The organism is Lacticaseibacillus boliensis, assembly GCF_054784775.1.
Genome location: NZ_BAAIHN010000024.1, coordinates 1 through 20835, shown reverse-complemented (window position 1 = coordinate 20835; position 20835 = coordinate 1). Strand labels below are relative to the sequence as shown.

The following is a 20835-nucleotide window of genomic DNA, read 5'->3' as shown; positions in this document are numbered from 1 at the left end:
CATTTCTATCCTTACTATTCTACCCGTCTTGGTGACTGGTGTACAACGTCCTAAGAATAGATTACGCAAACGCAAAACAAACGGCACTAACCACCCTAATCAAGGGGATGGTTAGTGCCGTTTACAGCGGTCGAACTGTTGCCTATTGTTCTGTGGCTTCGGCCTTGGCAATTGCTGAAGCCACGGCTTCTTTGAGCGCGTTGCTAGACACGCTGGCGCCTGATACCGCATCGACATCAGTCGAGTTGGCGGCAACCATCTTCGCCGGTAGCTGTTTGATCGCCTTCAGGCCAAAGTCACCAGACTCATTTTGCTGCAAGACTTCAACGTCTTCAAGCTTGTGCTCTGCATAGGTGACGCGCACGACGATCTCGTTGCCCATTCCCGCAGTCGACCGCCCGATGTATTGGTGCTCACCGGTTGGATAGGTGGCCGGTTCCGGTTTTAAGTCAGAATGCATCGGTTGTTGGCTCGCGCCGCTGACGGCATCGGTGGCCGATTTGGCGGTGCTGGTCGTCGACGGGAAATCCTTGACGCGTGCAGCGTTCATGCCGGCAATCTTGCCAAAGATCAGGCACTCCGCCAAATTGTTGCCACCCTGATACTGATTGGCTGAGATCCCACCGAGTTCCCCTGCAGAATACAGATGCGGGATTGGGGTTCCTGTTGGATCCAAGACTTCGCAGCGGACGTTGCGCCGCGGCCCGCCTTGGGTATTGAGCATGCTTTGACGCAACGGCAACGCGTAATACGGGCCATCACCCAACGCCGTCATCGTCGCCGGATCACGGTCAAAGGCCGGGTCTTCACCGGCCTGGGCAAAGCGGTCAAAACGCTCTCGCGTCTGGGTCAGCTTGGTCGCAGGCACCCCAATGATTGCCGCAAGATCAGCCAACGTCGGCGCCTTCTTAAACTTGGCCGTCCATTCCGGATTCTCCGCGATCAAGGCATCGTGCTTGGCCGCGTCAGTGACCAGGTAAGGATGCACGTTGTTTGCCGGAATCCGCCAGGTGCCGTGATCATACAGATGCCCATGCCGGTTGGCCTCGCACTCGTTCATGTACCGCGTGCCGTCATCCCCGATGGCAAACGCCGCCCCGGAGGCCATCGCCGTCCAGCCAAACAAAATCTTGCCGCGCTGGCCTTCAGGCTCGCGCACAGTCAATCCCAGTGACTCGTAATTGTGCATATGCCAAAGATCAGCCCCAACTTCTTGGGCCATCAACACACCGGCACCTTTGTTGTACACCGATCCCAACGGTTGCAAGGATTCAGCCCCAAGATAATCTTGAATCATCTGTTTATTGTTTTCAAAACCGCCGGTCGCCAGCACCACGCCGTTTTTGGCCTGGATGTTTTGCACGACATTCTCCCGCTCGATCTGCGCACCAATGATTGTTTTCGTTTGCGGATCTTGCAACAAGTGGCGGGCCGGGGAGCTGAACCACACATCGATCTGGGAACTTCTGGCGACGACTTGTTGCCGCAACGTTTTCCAAAAGGCGGAATCAAACGTGCCATCGTGCACCAGCAAGACATCATAGCTTTGGCCGCCAGCATACTCCGGATACTCCGGCAACATCTCAGCCAGGTTGGGCTTGTCATGATGCCAATCTCGCCGCACGGAAAAAGGCTTCTCAACGCCAAGATACTGTTTGAAATAATCGCTCATCTTGACCATGCCATCGACATAGGTATCGACCATCTCTTCGTCTAGTGCCAGCGGATATTGCAACCGCTGGTAATAGGCCTTCATCTGGTCGAAGTCACTGGCGCTACCGACGATCTGGCCCGCGTAACGGGTATTCCCCCCTTCATGACCTTCCGGTGCCGAATCGACCAATAGCACCTTGGCCCCATGATCAGCCGCAAAACGCGCGGCTGTGGCCCCGGCACCACCAAACCCGATAACGATCACGTCATAAGTCGCATCCCAAGCAATCTGTGGTTGAGTCACTTGATTGTCCTCCGTTTCTTCGATTCGTTGATTTAACTGTTTCAAGGCGTTGGCCACCTGGTGCAAAGCCGCGTCGTCTGTCAGCCGGCCATCGGCTGTAAATAATTTCTGACAAGCCGTCAAGGCAACGGTCGCCACCACCTCTGCTTTGATGCCATGGCGATCGAGAACTTGGCATAACGCCTCCTGCGCGTGCGTACTGCCTAATGTGGCGAAACTGGTCGTCATCACCACGACCGGCTTGGCCGCCAACAGTGGTTTCTCACCGGTCAACCAAGCCAACGCATTGGTCAAAGCAACCACGGCCGCCGGCTGATATTCCGACACCGCGATCACCACACCAGTTGCTGCTTGCACCTGTTGTCGCGCCGCAACGATCGCTTCTGTGGGTGCTCCGGTCGCCGCCGGCCAATCTGCCACCGACACGATGGCGAGTTCAGGATGATGTTTTTGAATATCAGTAAGCAGCTTCAGCGGATATGCTGCTGAGCCACGTTCGCCAACCAAGGCGACAAGTGTCATAAATATCCCTCCTCCATGTTCGTCTATGTTCAGTGTAACGCTTTCACCAAGTTGTTAATCATTACACAAGTGAGCAAACGCCATGCCTATTTTGGCATACCGCACACAAAAACACCGGTGTGGCGCAACCCTGTTTGGGGTCGTGCCACACCGGCGCTCAATAAAACTTCTTAGGCCTGGCCTGCCAAGTTATCGTTACCCAGGCTCATGTGTTTCTTACGGTGAATGATCTCTTCTTGACGACCATGAACCATCGGCCGCTTGTTTGGGTTGCCAAGGTAGCCGCAAAGCCGCTTAACCACGTCGCAAGTCTCAGGATCGTGATTACCACACTGCGGGCATTCATAACCCTTTTCGGTAGCCTTAAACTCGCCTTTGAAGCCGCACTCGAAGCACTGGTCGATTGGGGTATTGGTCCCAAGATAACCGACCCGATCGTACCCATAGTCCCAGACTGCTTCCAGGGCCTTCGGATTCTGCTTCAAGTTCGGGTACTCACAATAATGGATGAAACCACCGGAACAATACTTCGGATAGTCTTTTTCGAAGTCCAGTTTCTCAAACGGCGTCGGCTGCTTGCGGACATCGTAATGGAAGGAGTTCGTGTAGTAATCCTTGTCAGTGATATCCTTCACCACACCGAAACGCTTCTTATCAGCACGGGCAAACGTGTCGGTCAAGGATTCAGAAGGCGTGGAGTATACCGAGAAGTGATAACCATATTCCTTCTCCCAGTCAACACAGTGGTCGTACAGGTCCTTGACCACATCGATGGTGAACTGCTTGGCTTCAGGGTTCTTTTCCCACGCAGAACCATAGAAGACAGTCCCAACTTCATACAAACCGATATAGCCCAGGCTGACCGTCGCACGCGAATTCTTGAACACTTCGTCGACTTTTTGATCGTCTGCCAGGCGTTTGCCAAAGGCACCGTACTTATACAGGATCGGCGCAGACTCCGGCGTTGCTTCCTTGGCGCGCTCAACTTTGTAAACCAAACCGGTCTTGCAGATATCCAACCGTGCTTCCAAAAGCTTCCAGAACTTGTCCTTATCACCTTTGGACTCCATCGCGATCCGCGGCAGGTTCAAGGTGATTACCCCAAGGTTCATGCGCCCAGAGTTGACTTCTTTGCCGGTTTCAGGATTCTTCCAACCTTGCAAAAAGCTGCGGCAACCCATCGGCGCCTTGAACGAGCCGGTGAGTTCAACGATCTTGTCATAAGACAAGACGTCAGGATACATCCGCTTGGTTGCACATTCGACAGCCAGTTCCTTGATGTCGTAGTTCGGATCGCCTTCGTTGAGGTTCAACCCGCGCTTAAGCGTAAACACCAGCTTTGGGAAGATTGCGGTGCGCCGCTCTTTGCCGAGGCCGCCGATACGGATCTTCAAGATGTCTTTTTGAATTTCGCGTTCGATCCAGTTGGTGCCCAAACCGAAGCCAACGGTGACAAAAGGCGTCTGGCCTTGGGTCGAATAAAGCGTGTTGACTTGGTATTCCAGCGTCTGTAAGGCGTCTAAGATATCCTTTTTGGTCCGGCGCTTCGCGTAGGTATCTTTCTTGGCGGGATCGTCGGTCAACTCAGCGGCTTCGACCAAATGCTTCTGATAGTTCTTCTCAGCAAATGGTGCCAGCACTTCGTCGGTCCGGTCGCTTGAGCAGCCGCCATACTGGCTTGAAGCTACGTTGGCGATGATCTGAGTCATCTGCGTAACGGCAACTTGAATCGAATTGGCCGGTTCCACTTCAGCGTTCCCAATCACGAAGCCGTGGTTGAGCATCTCCTTGAAGTCGATCAAACAACAGTTAGTTTCGGCCATAAACGGCGTGTAATCGAGGTCATGCCAGTGAATGTCGCCGCGCATGTGCGCATTGGCCACAGCTGGTGGCAACATCTGCAGGCCCATCGCCTTGGCAACGGCGCCGGCAGTCAGATCACGTTGTGTCGAAAAGACACGCGAATCTTTGTTCGCATTTTCATGAACGACAGTCGAGTCGCGATCGATCAGCTTCTGGATGTTATAATTGACGTCGGCTTTCTTAGCGCGCTCGATATCGCGCTGCATGCGATAATCGGTGTATGCCTTGCCCCAATCATACTTGTGCGCATTCAAAATAGCCTCTTCGACGACGCTTTGCACCTCCGCGATGCGGACATCCTTGTCGAAGCGATCGCAAATCGTGGCGACCGCGTCGTCAGAAATGGCTTCGATGTCGCGATAGTCCGCCGGCGACAGCGGATTGTCTACAGACACCGCCGCTTTAGTGATGGCTCGCGTAATTTTACTTTGGTCGAAGTCGACGATACGCCCGTCGCGCTTTTTGATGTTGATTTTGACTTTGATGTCGATCATGAAATAACTCCTCCTACGAGATGATGTATCTATCATACCACGCCGCGGGCTATATGTTGTATGAAAAAGCTCGAAACGCTGTTTTTCATTCTAGATATGGTATAACATGTTCATTCCTATCATTTCATACTAAAGCCTGATTCTTCCATTGCTCAGCCTGTTATACGATAGACTTAACACAGCCACTTAAAAAGGAGTCTTTCACATGAAGACACAATCGAAACAAATCCTCACCTGGATCGTCATTGTCATCATCGCCTTGATCTTGTTGCCACTAGTCGCCGGCCTGATTTCCCTGATCGTCAAACTCGTCTTACTCGTCCTGATCATCGCCGCCGTTTACTGGGCCTATCGCAACTTCATCGCCAAACGCTAACTGTTACTGTCGGGCAGCGTAAGCATTTTGCGTTGGGTAGACCAGTAAACTGTCGGGTGCGGGGTGTGCGGAGACAGGAGATGGCTCAGGCGCGGCGTTGTTGTTAGCGGCTTGCCGCTTACAACAAAGGCGTCGAAGAAGATCCACTCGGCGGAGCCGAGTTAGCTTCTGAGCGCCTCGCACCGTTCCAGCCATCTCCTGTCGCAGCGCACCCCGTCCGGACCCATACCACTATCCCAACCGCCAACCTAACCACACTTACGCTGCCGGAATTAAAAGCGACGAGTCGAATTGAAATCGACTCGTCGCTTTTTGATTGCGATTGAAGATTGAGGTTAGACCAACTTGCCGCTGGCCATCAACTTGGCCACGTCTGGTTGGACATGGCCGTACTTCTCGACGGTCTTGTCCCATTCGATGAAGTACATCTTGTACCACAGCAAGAACGTGTACAGCACCCAGATCTGGCGCCGGCCATCAGTCTTACCATCGAAGTTGTCTTGCAAAAGCTTCAAGATCTTCTTTTGATCGAACAGCTCTGGCACCCAGTCTTCTTCAAACAAGGCACGCACGCGGTCGCAATACTTCGCCTCGCGCAGCCACGTCTTTACAGGTACCGGGAAGCCAAGCTTCGGGCGGTTGGCAAAATCTGCCGGCAAGTGCTTTTCCGCAGCCTTGCGGAAGACCCACTTGGAGCCGTTCGGGTTCAACAACATGTGGCTTGGGATCGTGTTGGCCAGCTCCGCCACCTTGCGATCAAGGAACGGCACCCGCAGTTCCAGTGAATGGGCCATAGAGATCTTGTCGGCTTTTTGCAAGATGTCGTTGAGCATGAAGTGGTGCAGATCGATATATTGCATCTGCTTGAGTTCTTCTGCGGACTCGACCTTGGCAAAGTCCTTCTGATAGATGCCGTTGACGGTCAAGTCGTTTTGATAATCAGCCTGCAAGAGGTTGTTGGCCTGATTGCTGGTGAAAATCGTCGGTTGGGCTGGGTCATAGATGAACGCTTCGCCGACATAGTACTCAGACGGCTTGGCCGTCCAGGTGTACAGATGGACTTTGCCTGGGAAGGCCGGCAGATGCTTGATGCCGCGGCCCAGTGAATACCGTACCCCGCGAGGAAGCTTATGCAATTCATTGGCAAAAACGCGGATCACTTGCTTTTTGGTGTGCATGCCGTAGTTGACGTAACCGCCAAACAGCTCGTCAGCGCCTTCCCCGGACAGCGCAACGGTGACCTTCTTGCGGGCTAGGCGGCAGAGATACCACAACGGAATGACCGACGGGTTGGCGTCTGGTTCGTCCATGTGGTATTGCATCTCAGGAAAATCGTTGAAGGCCTCATCGCCATCGACAGTTTCAACATTGAAGTTCAGGCCGTTTTCTTCAGCGAGTCCGCGCGCAACGCTGGCTTCGTCGAACGGACCGTTATCGAAGTTGACCGAGAAGACTTCATGCGGCTTCAACACCGTGGTCACATAGCTGGAGTCGACCCCTTCGGATAAGAAGCTACCGACTGGCACATCAGCAACGTTGTGCATCTTGATGGAGTCAACGACTTCTTTGTCGATGGCATCGATGGTCTCGTCTTCAGTGCGGTCTTTGTTGAGATCGTATTTGGCATCCCAATATTCGTGCATCGACATCTTCTGGTCTTTATACTCGAACCAATGCCCTGCCGGGAAGCGGTAGACATTCTTGAAGAAGGTTTCATCAAGATCGTTGTACTGGTTCATTAAGTATGGCTTCAGGGCCTTTTTGTTCAGTTCTTTCTTGAAGTGCGGATGCTTCAAGAACGCCTTGATCTCGCTACCGACGATGAAGGTCTCACCGTTTTGGTAGTAATACAACGGCTTGATACCAAAGAAGTCGCGGGCACCAAAAAGCGCCTTTTTATTTTCATCATAAATCAGGTAAGCAAACATCCCCCGCACCCGGTTGAGCGTGCCGGCCATGCCCCATTCTTCATAACCGTGCAACAAGACTTCGGTGTCGGCTTTGGTCTTGAAGACGTGGCCGGCCGCGATCAGCTCTTCTCGCAGGCTCTGGAAGTTATAGATCTCCCCGTTGAAGGTGATGACGATGGTGCCATCTTCGTTGTAAATCGGTTGCCCACCGCCACCAAGATCGATGATGCTCAAGCGGCAAAAGCCCAACGCGGCTTCGTCATTGATATAATGACCGCCGCCTTCGATGTTCGGCCCGCGATGACGGATCATTTCCATCATCGCTTCGATGGTCGCTTCCTTATCAAGCACCGTCGGGTCATTGAACGCAATAATTCCACACATGTACGCGTTTCCTCCTCCAGCTATTGCAAAGACGCCGATCTGACGCCACAAACTGTTCTCAGATTAAGGAAAAGTTTGGTTCCTGTCAAGCACCAGCGCCCAGCCTTTGCAAAGTCTTTCTATAATATAAAGACCGCCTCCAAATGGAAGCGGTCTTTTAATTGTCTAGGCCAATGTGAAGCTGAACTGGTGTGGTGTCGCACTATCGATATGGTAAGGCGCCGTGACGTCGCTTCCCCAGCTATCGATGCCGCCAACCCCACGCACCGCCCCCATCACCGTCAAGACCGTGCGCCGTCGCGGCGGGAGTTCGTCTTGATGCGTCGCGTTTTCTAATTCAAATGCCGTGTATGGCAGGCAACTGAAGGCAAACGGTACTTTGCCCGCGGTCACTCGGAGGCTGAACGGAGAAGCCGTCTGGTCGGCGTTGTTGAGCGTTCGCGCCCGCGTGATCGTCACCGCAGTCGTCTGCATGTGGACGCCACAATCTTGCGGCACCAGATACGGCGTCACCGGCAACCCTGAAACCCGATAAGTCCCCGGCACCCCACCGTTGAGCCGATCGGGATAAGTCTCGCCAGACAGGCCGGTGTAGACGAATTCACTTGCTGGTGTCGGCATGATGATCTGCAACCCAAACACCGGCAGCTCTGGCAAACCGGCAAACCCGGGATAAACCACACTGACAGTCAAGCTCGCCTCAGCGTCGACCGTGTAAGTCACGTCGCAATACGCCGCTGGTACCAGCGGTAGCGTGTAGCGATAGGTGATTGCAAACGTGTCTGCGGCAACGTCGCCGCCGTAACGATTGGCGGCTGTCCCCAGGGGCACAGCTTGCTGTTGACCGTCGACAGCCATCGTTAAGGCTTGGCCCGTGACAAACTGGCTGGCGCCATACCAAGGCGTGACTTTTTGGGGAAAACCCGCGCCGCGGTCGTTTTCGGTCGTGGCCCGCCAGAAGATCGGCCTAGGCACGCGGTACAGCCACTCCTTGCCGTCAACGCGCAACGACTCCAGCCCTTGTTTGTCGTAACTGAACAAGTACGCGTGGTTGCCGCCGGTGACGCCCATGCCGTAATCCCCAAACGCTAAGGTCAATTTACTTGGTGAATCGACTGTATTCATAAGCCACCTCCTGCATTGCCGGCTTCGGGGTCCGATCTGCAAACATCAACCCGTCTGCGGAAAAGGCGTAGTCGGAAGGCCGATCATCAAAGTCCCCACCGTATCTCAAGGCGCGCTGCCCAGACACTGGGTCATCGACCCACAATGCCTGATCGATGAAGTCCCAGATGAAGCCGCCGACAAAGTTCGGATACTTCGCCAACAGCGCCATGTAATCTTGCATGCCGCCAAGCGAATTGCCCATGTCGTGCATGTACTCGCAAAGCAAAAACGGCTTGGTGCCTTCTTTGAGATAGCTGGCCACCGCTTGCGGCGTCGCGTACATGCGACTTTCGACGTCTGAGATCTGCGCTTCATAAGCACGGTTGTGGACGACGCCTTCATAATGCACCAGCCGGCTGGGATCGACGCGCTTGTAATACGCGTTCATCGCAGCAATATCAGCGCCTGCATACGACTCGTTGCCCAACGACCAGAACAAAATGGCGGGATGGTTTTTGAAGGTCTCATAGTTGGTCTTGGCGCGATCCAACACCGCCGCGCGCCACTGCGGCAAACTGCCGGGCACGTTATATGACGGCTCAACCTCACCCATTTTCTGCCAGGTACCATGGGTTTCCAAGTTGACCTCTGCCATCATGTAGATGCCGTTTTGATCGCAAAGGCGATACCACGGCAATTGGTCCGGATAATGACACGTCCGCACCGCGTTGATGTGGTTCCGCTTGAACGTCGCGATATCCGCTTGCATCTCGGCCAGACCGATCACGCGGCCAGAATCCGCAGACCACTCGTGACGATTGACGCCGGTGAGGATCAAGCGCTGATTGTTCAACCGCACTTCTTTATCGACCACCTGCAATCGGCGGAAACCGATCTGATAAGGCACCACTTCGATCACCTGACCGGCCGCATCGATCAGGGTCACCTCAACCGTATACAAATAAGGCTGGTCATGCGACCACGGGTGCAACTGTGTCAATGTCATGGTGGGCACGACCAGCTGTGCAGTGGCAGGGACGGTCGTCGACGCTAACACCTCAGCATCGGCATCGCGCACCACCACCTGGGCTTGCACCGGGGCCTGCGGCAAATTCAGACGGGCGGTACAGGCCAGGGAACCGGTGGTTAGATCTTCGTTCAGCGTCGGCTGCAGGTGCAAGTCTTGGACATGGGCGGCGGGCTCGGCCAGCAACGTGACGTCTCTGAAGATCCCAAAGAAGCGGAAGAAGTCTTGATCTTCCAAAAAACTGGCGGTACTGTGGCGAAAAACGGCGACGGCCAGTAGGTTTTCGCCGGCTTGCAGATAAGGCGTCAGGTCAAATTCAGAAGGCGTGAAGCTGTCTTCAGCGTAGCCAACGAAGTGCCCGTTCAACCACACATACATCGCCCGCTCGACGCCGGCAAACTGAATGTGGACGGCCAGCCCGCGCCAGGCATCAGGGAGCGTGAACGTTTTGCGATAACTGCCGACCGCATTATCCGCGGCCTCGGAAAAACAGCCCGGCTGTAATCCTTGTTGCAACGCATAAGCGGGCCGCCGGTAGTGATGGCCATCCCATGGATATTGTGTATTCACATATTGGATCTGCGCGTAATTAGCCAGTTCGATATGTTGTGGCACTTGGATCATATCAAAATCTGAAGCATCAAACGTCGGTTGATAAAATGCTACCGGCCGTTTCTGCGGACGATCCGCATATTGAAACGCCCAGGTTCCGTTCAGCCGCTTGGTAAAGCTGCTTTGCCGCATTGCTGCTTCTTGGCTATCACGGTAGTAATGATGGTCGCTGTGCGCGGGTAGCTGATTGACGCGAAAAACCTCCGGATCATCTAGCCATGCCATCTCAGGAATCATGTGCATCCCTCCATTCATCATTGGATTAGCTTAACCATAGCATAATGCGCTAACAGCAAGTTAAGCGAAACGGTATCACTATTACAATTTTTGAAACAACAAAGCCGCCACCGCCAAACCCAGGCAACGGGCTTCAGCAGTGACGGCTCAGTGGTTTAACTCAATCAGTTAGCGCTTGTTTGGCCAAGGCAAAATCCCCAACGGTTGCCGACGAATTATCTGGCATCTGCGTCAACACGATCAGGTCTTCTAACGCCGGTGTGACCACATAGCCTTGATTATTCGTGTCAAAATAATGGCGGACCTTAGGCAGCTCAGCTTCACTCAACACGGAGCCACCCAGGACCATTTTGGCCGGGCGTAGCTCCAAGTATGTGTTGTATAACAGCTGGGCAACATAATCGCTGATAAAATCAAACACCGGTGCGGTCCGCGGTACCTTTTCACCCGGGATGCCGGTCCGCCCTTGGATCGACGGTCCGGCGGCCATGCCTTCCACACACCGGTTGTGGTGGAACGGGCAGGTGCCTTGATAGTGATCTTCCGGACGCGGCACGATCAGCGTGTGCCCCATCTCCGCGTGCCCGGTACCGCCGATGAAGTGGCCGTTTTGAATGGCCCCGCCACCGATCCCGGTGCCTATCGTGAAGTAAACCAGCGACTGCACGTCTTTGCCGGCGCCGGCGATATATTCCCCGTAAGCCGACGCATTCACATCTGTGGTAAACGCCACAGGGATTTCGAGTTGCTTTTGGAGATACCCGACAACGTCGGTCCCGGCCCAGCCGGCCTTGGGGGTTTGGAGGATCTGCCCGTAAGTGTCTGACGCACGGTCGATATCGATCGGACCAAACGACCCGACGCCGAGTGCCGCCACCGGATGGGCTTCAAAATAGGCCACACAAGCCGCCAGCGTCTCTTCGGGCGTCGTGGTGGGAATCTGCTTTTTGTCGAGGATCTCAAAATCCGCGGTCCCGACTGCCAACACAAACTTGGTGCCGCCTGCTTCGATCGAACCATACCGTTGAGTCATTAATCAACGCCTCCTTGATAAGGAATACATAATGTGACAATTTCATAAGGCCGCATGTGCAGATGGATCTGGCCGTCTGCCAACAGGTTCGTTTCGTCGGCAATGGTTTCATTCAACCGTCCCCGGTAAGCAGCCGTGGCCGCAAAGGTCAACTTCAGCGTCATTGGCTGGTTGCGGCCTTCAAACTCGTGCACGCGAATGATCAAGAACTTCCCGTCTTCGCTGATCTTCACCGCGTCTAGCGCGACTTGTTGCTGATCAAAGTCGACCAGCGGCTTTAGCTGATCGCCGCGCTTGCCGGTGGTGACTCGTAGCGGCTGGTTCAGTTCAGTCGCGATCTGTTCCACGTGTCCGGTTCTGAAATCACCAGCATGTGGCAACAAACTATACGTGAAGCGATGTGTCCCGATGTCAGCGGTGGTATCCGGATCAATACCAGCTTTGATCAGTGTCAAAGAAAGTTGCCGATCTTTGATTCGATACCCGTATTTACAATCATTCAACAACGCCAAACCATAATCTTGCTCCGATAAATCGGCCCACTTATGGCCGACGGTTTCAAACTTGGCTTCATCCCAGCTGGTATTGTCGTTGGTCGGACGCGCGACGTTACCATATTGAATGTCATACTGGGCGCTGTCTGCCATGATCGTCGAGTTGAACGCCGTGCGCAGCAACTCTTGCGGCTGCTGCCAATCACCAGTCGTGATAAAGTCGATCCGCGGTGTAGCTGCATACAAGCGGATCGTTTGCGTCAACTGCGACGCGCCATAATCATAGGTGATCGTCAAATCGGTATGCGTGGCGGTGTTGGCGGTGACTGCGATCGTTGATGCCTGTAGCACCGTCGCCTTATCCGGATAATCTGCGTCAATGTTCCAGTTGTTGAAATCAAGCGGCCGGTCTTCGTACACAGTCAAGACGTTGCCGCCTTGATCATCGAGCAGATCACGTTTGAGCCGCCGGTCATACAATCTGGTCAAGTGACCATCTTCAGCATATTGCAATAGGTATAACGGTGTCTGGATCTCACCATCGCTCACCGAACTTAACGGGGCGCCGATGGTCTTAGGCAACGCGTCCGCGGCTAAGGTGACGCTGCTCAACGCCGGCACCGCCACTTCAACCAGTGCGGTATCAACAGGCGCCGAAATCACAGTGAACGCCTCTTCTTCAGCGGCAGCCAATGGCACCAACTGTTGCCGCGCCCAAGGAAGCGTGTTGGTCAACGTCACCGCGTTCGCATCTGCGGTCAGCAGCTGGGCATCGAGTTTTTCATGCAACTGCTTGATGCCGGTGAAGATCTGGTGAAATTCTTTGGCCGCATCTTCGTAGACCTCGTGAATCGCCGACCCTGGCAAGATATCATGGAACTGGTTGCGCAGCAAGATGTGCCACAGTTGTTTGATCTCAGCGGTCGGGTACGCCACCTGCTGTTGCACCGCCGCTGTTGCATACCGCAATTCCAAGTCGCGCAAGGCAAACTCGGCGCGGCGGTTCCAATTTTTGATCTTTGCCTGCGACGTGTAGGTGCCGCGATGATATTCCAGGTACAGCTCACCGCGCCACGTTGCCACCGGCTCTGGCGTCTCTTGCAGGCGCTTGTTCAAGCGATCAAAATAAGCATCCACTCGCCCAGGCACCACCGTCGGGACGCCTGGTAGTTGGTTCAAGATCTTGATGTTTTTGATTTCTTCGCGGGTCGGGCCGCCGCCGCCATCACCAAAACCATAAGCCAAGAGCAAGTCATCATTGATGGCCTTGTCTGCATAAACATGGTAGCTGCCCAGCACTGTCTTAGGCAAGATCTCACCGTTATAGGTGTACCGCCAAGCGGTCCGGTCGCCAAAGTCTGTGCCAGTTTCTAGTGTCGTGATGAAATGCGTCAATACCTTGGTGCCATCGATCCCTTGCCAATAGAAGGTGTCATGCGGCATCCGATTCGTATCGTTCCAGCTGATCTTGGTGGTCATGAAGTTGTCCACACCAAAGCCGTGCATGATCTGCGGCATCGCGGCCGAATAACCAAAGACATCAGGCAGCCACAAGACGTTTTGGCGCGCATTGTAGTGGGTCTTGAAGAATTCACCACCGTACAAGAACTGCCGCGTCAGCGATTCCCCGCTCGGCAGGTTCGTGTCTGGTTCCAACCACGTGCCACCATTGGCCTCCCAGCGGCCTTCGGCAACGCGCGCTTGGATCTGCTTGAACAGCTCCGGATAATCTTCCTCCAAGAACGCGTAGTCTTGTGGTGTACTTTGAAAGAACACATACTCGGGATATTCTTTCATCAGCTCTAACACGGTCGAAAACGAACGCGCGACCTTCTCCCTGGTGTGCTGCAACCGCCACAGCCACGCAACGTCGATGTGCGTGTGCCCAACGGCGGTGACCTGATAAGCTTTCTTCTCGCCTTGATGCGCGGCGATGAACGCCTGGATCTGGGCAAGCACGTTGTGGCAAACCGCGGTGATCGACTCAGCGTCCAGTTGCGCCCAGACGAACTGTTTGAAGCTTTGCTTCAACAGCGTCGCATAGCGATAGCGCAACGGCTCGTCGGCGCTCATCTCCGCCACGACCCCGACGATATTGCTCAGATAATCATAGCAATCCACGACGGCCTGGTTGATCACCCCGCCGCATAAAGCGCGCAACACATAATGTTGAATCTTGTGCGGTCCGCCGCCTTCAAGCCCGGTCCACATCTTGATGTACACATCCAGGTGCTGGTTGGCGACCGTCGCGTCAAAATAGGCATCTTCGTGGTTGCTGTCGACCGCCTGGCGCGGCACGCCGTTGACGAACATCAAGCCTTCGTATTTTGAATTATTGCCATCGCCGGTGCGACCAAGATTCATGTGTAACACATAATGCTCATCTGCCGCCAATGCTGGCACTTCCACCCCGAAGTGCAACCAATAATAGCGGTCGCGCCCTTCCCATTGGGCCCCGATGGCGATCGGCGACCAGGTCGCGTCGGTTGGGATCTGACGCTTATCCGCACGTGTGTCTTCGCTGATCGTCAAGTCCGACACCGACGTGAAATCGCGATAATAATAACCATGTAAGTACTCGAGCTGCTGATTCATTTTACGCAAGAACTGCTTTTGATTCTCTACCATATCCACACCTCCTACTTCACAGCCCCACCGAAGCTGAAGCCTTTAGACATATAGCGCTGGGCGAAAATATACAGTACCACGACCGGAATCGTGTAGAGTAAAGAAAACGCTGCCAATTGGCCGTAATTAACCATACCATGATTACCGAAGAACTGGAAGATGGTGACTGAAGCAGGCATTTTTTCAGGTGCCGTGATCAAAATAAACGGCACAAAGAAATTTCCCCAGGACCCGGTGAACGTGTAGATCGCGATCGTGAAGATCCCAGGCATCATCAGCGGCATCACGACTTTGCGCACCCCGCCCCAAACGGAAGAACCATCGATCCAGGCGGCTTCTTCAAGTTCAGTCGGCACTGAATCCATGAAGTTTTTCATCATCCAGATCCCATACGGTAGACTCGACGAAATCATGAAGATCGTCGTTGCCACCAAGGAATTCTGAAGCTTCAAGAATAAGAACATCTGATAAACCGGCACCATCACCGCCGTCATCGGTAGCGACGTCAGAAACAGGATCGTCAGCAAAAACGGCCGCTTCCACGGTAGCGGATAACGAGAAAGCGGATAAGCCGCTAGCACCGAAATCACCACAACAAACACCGCCTGGAACCCAGACACTAACAGCCCGATCCCAAATGAACGCATGATTGCCGGATCAGACAATATCGCCCCGAAATTGCCCAGCGTCGGCTTTTTCGGCCATTGAATCGCCTGAATGGCCTGCGCGTCAAATGACGAAAAAAGCATCCATAATAACGGTAATAAGAACAGGAGGGCAATCACGGCAAGAATAGCGTATTGGAGTATCCTGATCCCCTTATTTTCACGCATCATAGCGATTGCCTCCTTAGAGTTTGACCTTCAGAACTTTCATATACAACAGACTTGCAATTGCGCCGATCAACAGCAGGACTAACGAGATCGCCGTGCCATAACCGAGCTGATAGCTGACAAACGCTTGCTTGTACATAAACACCGGCAAGGTCGAAGTGGCGTCTGATGGACCGCCACCGGTCATGGTGTAGATCAGTGTGAACACGCCCAGCGTTTGCAGGGTGACCAGCATCACGTTGGTTGCGATCGTCCCACGCACCATTGGAATCGTGATGTGTGTGACTACCTGCCACCGTGAAGCACCATCCATGTAGGCTGCTTCTTCAACTTCTTGGGGAATGTCATCCAACGCAGTTTGGAAGACCATCATTGAAAATGCCGTGCCCCGCCAGATATTGGCGATCACAACGCTGACCATCGGAAACGTGTACAGCCAAGCGATCGGCTTCATCCCCAACAAGTTATGCGCGATCATGTTCAACGTCCCGTTGTCACCAAGGAAAGAGACCCAGCAAAACCCAACAACGACTTCAGGTGTCACCCATGCCGCAATGATGACCAACCCGACGATCCGCCGGAAGGTACGGTTCTTCCCGCGCATCATGAAGGCCACCAAGAAACCGAAGAAACACTGCCCGATCACCGCTGAGAAAATGACGAAGATGATGGTTTTCCATACCGACTTCGCCAATTGCGGGTCTTTGAACATCGTCGCAAAATTCTGGAAACCAATAAACTGTAAAGCACTCGCACTAGCCCCGGTCAACGACATGTTGGTGAACGAAAAGACAATGGTCAACACCATTGGCGTGATGAAAAATACCAGCAGCAACACGATGCTTGGTGCCATCAGCCAAAAGGACAGGCGCCTTCTAGATTTTTGTTTCACCCGATTATCGTTGGGTTGTTGCTTCGGGGAGAGGGAATTTGTCGCATCCATATAGACTCACCTCCATAATCACAAATGCGGCTTGATCAGATTATGCTAATCCGCCAAACCGCAAGTAAGAACGCTTTGTTCAACTTAGACTAATCTTGCGTCTCAGTATGCTTAGCACCAACGATTCCTTTGACGTCAGTCGCATACTTAGCTGCGGCTTGCGTTGGCGTTTGCTGACCGGAAGCAACATCTTCAACTGCCTTTTGGATCAACACAGAAACCTTAGGATACAGATCACTCTTTGGGCGGAAGTATGCGTTGGCCAATGCCTTCGTCGCTGTGTCGATGTATGGCTTCTTCAGGTATTCAGGATCCTTAGCCGCATCTTTTCTTGGCGTCAGGTTACCTTCTTGAACCGCCCGCTTAACTGCCAACTTCTCGGTGTTCATGGCCTTCAAAACCGTCCATGCAGCTTTTTGATGCTTAGACTTAGCCGGGATCGACCATGCCCAGCCACCAGACATCGTGACAAAGCCTTGCTTCGTCGTTTTTTGCGTTGGCATCAAAGTATAGCCGATCTTGCTGGTCAGATTGGAGATCGGCGCAGCCCCATCAGCCGTCCAGTTGGCAGCATCCCAGACACCATCCATTGCAATACCAACTTGGCCCTTCGGAATCTTGTCTTGGAAAATCGTGGAGCCATAATTGCTGTTCATTGCCACTGACAGACTCGGACCGGTCTTGTCTTTGTTGAAGACCGTATTAACGAAGCTCAAACTGTCTTTGATGCCCGCGGAGTTCACGTTCCACTTGTCTGTCTTTTCGTTGTACAAGGTTTCCCCTGTGCCGTATAGCAACATTTCAAAGGTCTGCATCGAAACCGATTCGCCGTTGGTCGTCGACGCACTCATCGTGAATGGAATCGAATCCGGCGCGACTTGTTTGATTTTCTTGGCAGCGGTTAAAATGTCATCCCAATTCTTCGGTGTCCAGTCTGCCGAATAGCCGGCCTTCTTCATCAGCGCTTTGTCATACCACAGCCCCCGAGAATCAGTCGTGCCTGGTACGGCATATTGCTTGCCGTCAGAACCTTGTGTCCCTTTCTTCATTGAGGTCAGATATTGATCCCAATCATGCCACTTGGTCACTTTGTTACTTAAATCAGACAGATATCCGGCTTTAGCATCGGCCGCCAAAATAAAGGTATCCTCGGCCACAATGTCTGGCGTCGTGTCCGCCGACTTCATAGCTAAATCAGATTTGGAATAGTAATCACTTTCGCTGGCGTTGATTGGCTCCAACTTGATCTTGATGTTGGGATGCTTTTTTTCAAACGATTTGATCCAGGTCTTGGTATACACCCGAGGCGTCGGATCTGATTTACCAGTGTAGCGCCACGCAACTTTGACTGTTGTTTTGCCAGATGAATCCTTGCTAGAACTATTGCCACAAGCAGCCAGCAAGGTGATACTCAACGCGGCAGTCGAAAGTGCGATCCATTTGCCGATCTTCATCATGCTTCCTCCTTAGCGAAAAACTAACCTTAATGATCCAAAATCACAGCGGTCTTCAATCGTGTCACCCGATCCCCCCTAATATGTATTGATTCAGGCACGTGGTTGTTGAAATAGAACATCATCAACATACGGCCACATGAAAGCGCAATCAATTTCTAATTTTCGATAATTTCGCCAATATTTCGCGTTTTTGAATCGATTGCGTATTTTAGCAATAATTGAATATTTCGTCGATATGGCCGTTAGCAACTTTTTGTGCGACAATTAAAGCGCTATCAAAGGAGGACGAAATATGCAAAATCGGATATATCTAAAAATATTGCTTTCCTTCTTAATCGTCGCCAGTTTCTATACCCTGATCATCACCGTTTCCGTTGTCAGAAGCACCTATATTAAGCAGCGAACCGATACGATCAATCAAATCAAATCCAATCTCCAACAAGAAGCCACCATCATCGATCAACAGCTTTCTACAGGTAATGACGCCGTTTTGACGTTGGGGAATAAGCCGAGTATCCAGCGCTTAGCACTCAACCAGCCTAATAATTTTCATACTTATGCCGCGGTTTACGACGATATCATCGCCAATCCTGACTACACTAACTATAGCTCCGACTATACCATTGGCGTTGCCCGTCGCTATAACGGACAGATCATCAGTTCTTCTGGCTACTACAAATTTCACTCGTACCTCGACTACATGCAGATTGCAAACCTCAACGCCCAAGTCAGATCCTTCTTCACTGACCCTCCAGATTCCGGCATTCGGGTCGTCGAAAACGCCCAGTATGTCCTATTGCTCCGCTCTGCCACAATCTCTGGCGCTTCGCGACCGGTCGTTTTTTTGCTGACCTGGTCCAAAGCCAATCTATCGCCTTTAAAGATATACAACAACAAAGGCCAGCTAACGTTGGTGGACACGCTCGATGCTCACAGCGCCAAGCAACTGCCAGGCGCCAAAAAGATCATGGCAACACTGACGACTCATCCTGAGAAAAGTTCAGTGGTCATACAGCGCCAGCAAAACAGCAACCAAGTCTTCATCCGGCAGTCGACGGTCATCCCCACGGTATTATTTACATATAAGATCAGCAATCGCGCCCTTTCACGCATTCCCACCAACCTCGTACAAACTCTTGTGGCTTACTTCTGTTTGCTGCTACTCGTCGGTGGCTTGCTAGTCATTATCTTGAGTCGCCGCAGTTTTCGCCCATACGCCAAGATCATCGACGAAGTGGAACAGATCGACTCCAACGTGCGCCCCCAAAACGCTGAGATCTTGCTCGAAAAGATCCACGACTTGGTCGAAAGCAATTATCAATATGTACAGATGCAACACGATGTCACCAACGATCTCAAATCGCTCTTCTTGAAGAACCTTCTTTTGAACAGTTACTCGCAAAAAGACATCACGCGTTTTGCTGACATCTTATCACTCACCGAATTACAAGACGGTGGCGTCATCGCGATCATCAGCTTCCATCAAATCGCGGTGAGCGAAGAACCGCTAGGCATCAACGAGCGTAAAGATTCGCGTAAGCAAAGCATCCGTGACACCTGGCCGACGCCGATCCATTACTTGTTCGATATCGATGTCAACCACTATGCCATCATCAGCGAAGGCGGCCTGAACGCGACCAAAGCCTTCATCCAAACGGTTCAAGACGTCACCGACAAGCTCTCTGCGCGCCTTGAGACCCAAGTTCACAGCTTGATCTCTGTGCCTTTTAAAACGCTTTACCAGATCCCACAGCGATTCGCAGACGCGTATAGTCTAGCCACCGCTACCCCGCAAGCCCACCAGACGTCTGCCGCCAACCTCGTGATGATCACAAGCAACTACACAATCGAAACCGAAGCCGCCTTGATCGGCGAGGTGACCCGGCGTAATTTTGACAAGGCCAGCCAACTGCTTACCGATGCGCTGACCAAAAACTTGGCCGTCGACGACCCAACGCTGGCGATCCTGACGAATATCAAGTTTGTCTTTCTCAATACATTAAAACGGACGCTTGATAGTGCCAGCATCTCAGTCGCAGATTTTATCGACGAAAACCAAGCGACCTTCACACGGCTGAATCTCGAAACCACGCCTGCCCGCATTCAAGAAGCACTGACTGAACTTTTTCAACAAGCTTTCATCAAAATCAAACAGCACAGCAAAAATGACCGCTCCCTAGTCGAACACATTATCGACTACATCAGTCGCCGCTACACAAGCGATCTAGCATTATCCGAAATTGCTGATCACTACCACCTGTCAGAATCACACACCAGCCGTTTGATCAAAGAACACCTTGGGATCTCGTTCAAAGACTATCTGATCCAGCTGCGTATCCGGCAAGCAAAATCCCTGTTAATGGAAAGCGACCAGAAGGTTTCTGACATTGCCGAACAAGTTGGCTACAAGAACGTCAACACCTTCATTCGCGTCTTCAAAAACGCCACCGGCCAGACCCCTGGCAAGTTCAGACGTGCGGGCAATCAAGCTGGTGAATGATCCATAACTAAAACACCCCATCGACCAAATGGCCGGTGGGGTGGTTGTGTACAAAATAAAGAGACGCGGCGCCAATGAGCTTTTTCAAGCTTCATTCACACCAGGTCATTGTTAGCTTCTGGATCCGTATGGGTTCGAGCCCGTGAACGCTCCAGTGGTGGTACTTTCCAAAGCGGCCAAAGGGTATGCACCAAACAACCTATGACGCGCTACGTGATAGGTTTTTCATTTATTGATATACGGGCGCGAATTTAGTAATGGCTGGCGCACGTTCGTTACTTGGATATTAGAACAATAAAGGCGCATCCCCGGCGGGTGCGCTTTTTAGGGTGACGGATTTACAATTCAAGTGCAACAAATTAGTCAAATAGAAAAGACTCATAGCCTGAGTCCTTGTAAAATGGAATCACCACAAGACCAACTACAAGGAGAACTCGACTATGAGTCCGTACACCCAT

12 protein-coding genes are annotated in these 20835 nt (G+C 52.6%); 2 read left to right on the top strand and 10 right to left on the bottom strand.

Annotated elements, in window-relative coordinates; all coding sequences use genetic code 11:
• Window positions 1-142: 142 nt before the first annotated feature.
• Together ACYVRB_RS10085 and nrdD are read right to left on the bottom strand one after the other, a co-directional pair.
• Window positions 143-2479 carry an FAD-dependent oxidoreductase gene (locus ACYVRB_RS10085; protein WP_461215176.1) on the bottom strand — a complete coding sequence of 779 codons (2337 nt, stop codon included), beginning with the start codon at window positions 2477-2479 and terminating at the stop codon, window positions 143-145.
• Window positions 2480-2649: 170 nt separating this feature from the next.
• Complete coding sequence (nrdD, locus tag ACYVRB_RS10080; protein ID WP_461215175.1) at window positions 2650-4836, bottom strand: anaerobic ribonucleoside-triphosphate reductase; 2187 nt, start codon at window positions 4834-4836, stop codon at window positions 2650-2652.
• Window positions 4837-5041: 205 nt separating this feature from the next.
• On the opposite strand from nrdD, the gene ACYVRB_RS10075 reads away from it, so the two are divergent.
• Window positions 5042-5212 carry a hypothetical protein gene (locus ACYVRB_RS10075; RefSeq protein WP_461215174.1) on the top strand — a complete coding sequence of 57 codons (171 nt, stop codon included), beginning with the start codon at window positions 5042-5044 and terminating at the stop codon, window positions 5210-5212.
• A gap of 335 nt (window positions 5213-5547) precedes the next feature.
• Here the strand turns inward: ACYVRB_RS10075 and asnB are convergent, their stop codons facing one another.
• The 8 genes from asnB to ACYVRB_RS10035 form a co-directional block, all read right to left on the bottom strand.
• Entirely contained in the window at window positions 5548-7506 is a 1959-nt protein-coding gene (gene asnB / locus ACYVRB_RS10070; RefSeq protein ID WP_461215173.1) for an asparagine synthase (glutamine-hydrolyzing), read from the bottom strand.
• 165 nt (window positions 7507-7671) lie between these two features.
• Complete coding sequence (locus ACYVRB_RS10065; RefSeq protein WP_461215172.1) at window positions 7672-8631, bottom strand: beta-galactosidase small subunit; 960 nt, start codon at window positions 8629-8631, stop codon at window positions 7672-7674.
• Window positions 8606-10489 carry a glycoside hydrolase family 2 TIM barrel-domain containing protein gene (locus tag ACYVRB_RS10060; RefSeq protein WP_461215171.1) on the bottom strand — a complete coding sequence of 628 codons (1884 nt, stop codon included), beginning with the start codon at window positions 10487-10489 and terminating at the stop codon, window positions 8606-8608. Before ACYVRB_RS10060 ends, ACYVRB_RS10065 begins: the two co-directional genes overlap by 26 nt.
• Window positions 10490-10649: 160 nt before the next feature.
• Complete coding sequence (locus ACYVRB_RS10055; RefSeq protein WP_461215170.1) at window positions 10650-11522, bottom strand: ROK family protein; 873 nt, start codon at window positions 11520-11522, stop codon at window positions 10650-10652.
• Window positions 11522-14644, bottom strand: coding sequence for an alpha-mannosidase (locus ACYVRB_RS10050; RefSeq protein WP_461215169.1), 3123 nt, complete (start codon window positions 14642-14644; stop codon window positions 11522-11524). The genes ACYVRB_RS10055 and ACYVRB_RS10050 overlap by 1 nt, the downstream gene beginning before the upstream one ends.
• Before the next feature lie 11 nt (window positions 14645-14655).
• Window positions 14656-15480 (bottom strand): carbohydrate ABC transporter permease, encoded by an 825-nt coding sequence (locus ACYVRB_RS10045; protein WP_461215168.1) that lies wholly within the window; start codon window positions 15478-15480, stop codon window positions 14656-14658.
• Between the two features lie 13 nt (window positions 15481-15493).
• A complete protein-coding gene (locus ACYVRB_RS10040) occupies window positions 15494-16330 on the bottom strand; it encodes a carbohydrate ABC transporter permease (RefSeq protein WP_461215203.1) in 837 nt (278 codons plus the stop codon).
• Between the two features lie 179 nt (window positions 16331-16509).
• The gene (locus ACYVRB_RS10035; protein ID WP_461215167.1) at window positions 16510-17874 is read right to left on the bottom strand and encodes an ABC transporter substrate-binding protein; all 1365 of its coding nucleotides are present in this window, start codon (window positions 17872-17874) and stop codon (window positions 16510-16512) included.
• A gap of 295 nt (window positions 17875-18169) precedes the next feature.
• On the opposite strand from ACYVRB_RS10035, the gene ACYVRB_RS10030 reads away from it, so the two are divergent.
• Complete coding sequence (locus ACYVRB_RS10030; protein WP_461215166.1) at window positions 18170-20377, top strand: helix-turn-helix transcriptional regulator; 2208 nt, start codon at window positions 18170-18172, stop codon at window positions 20375-20377.
• The last annotated feature ends 458 nt before the right edge of the window (window positions 20378-20835 follow it).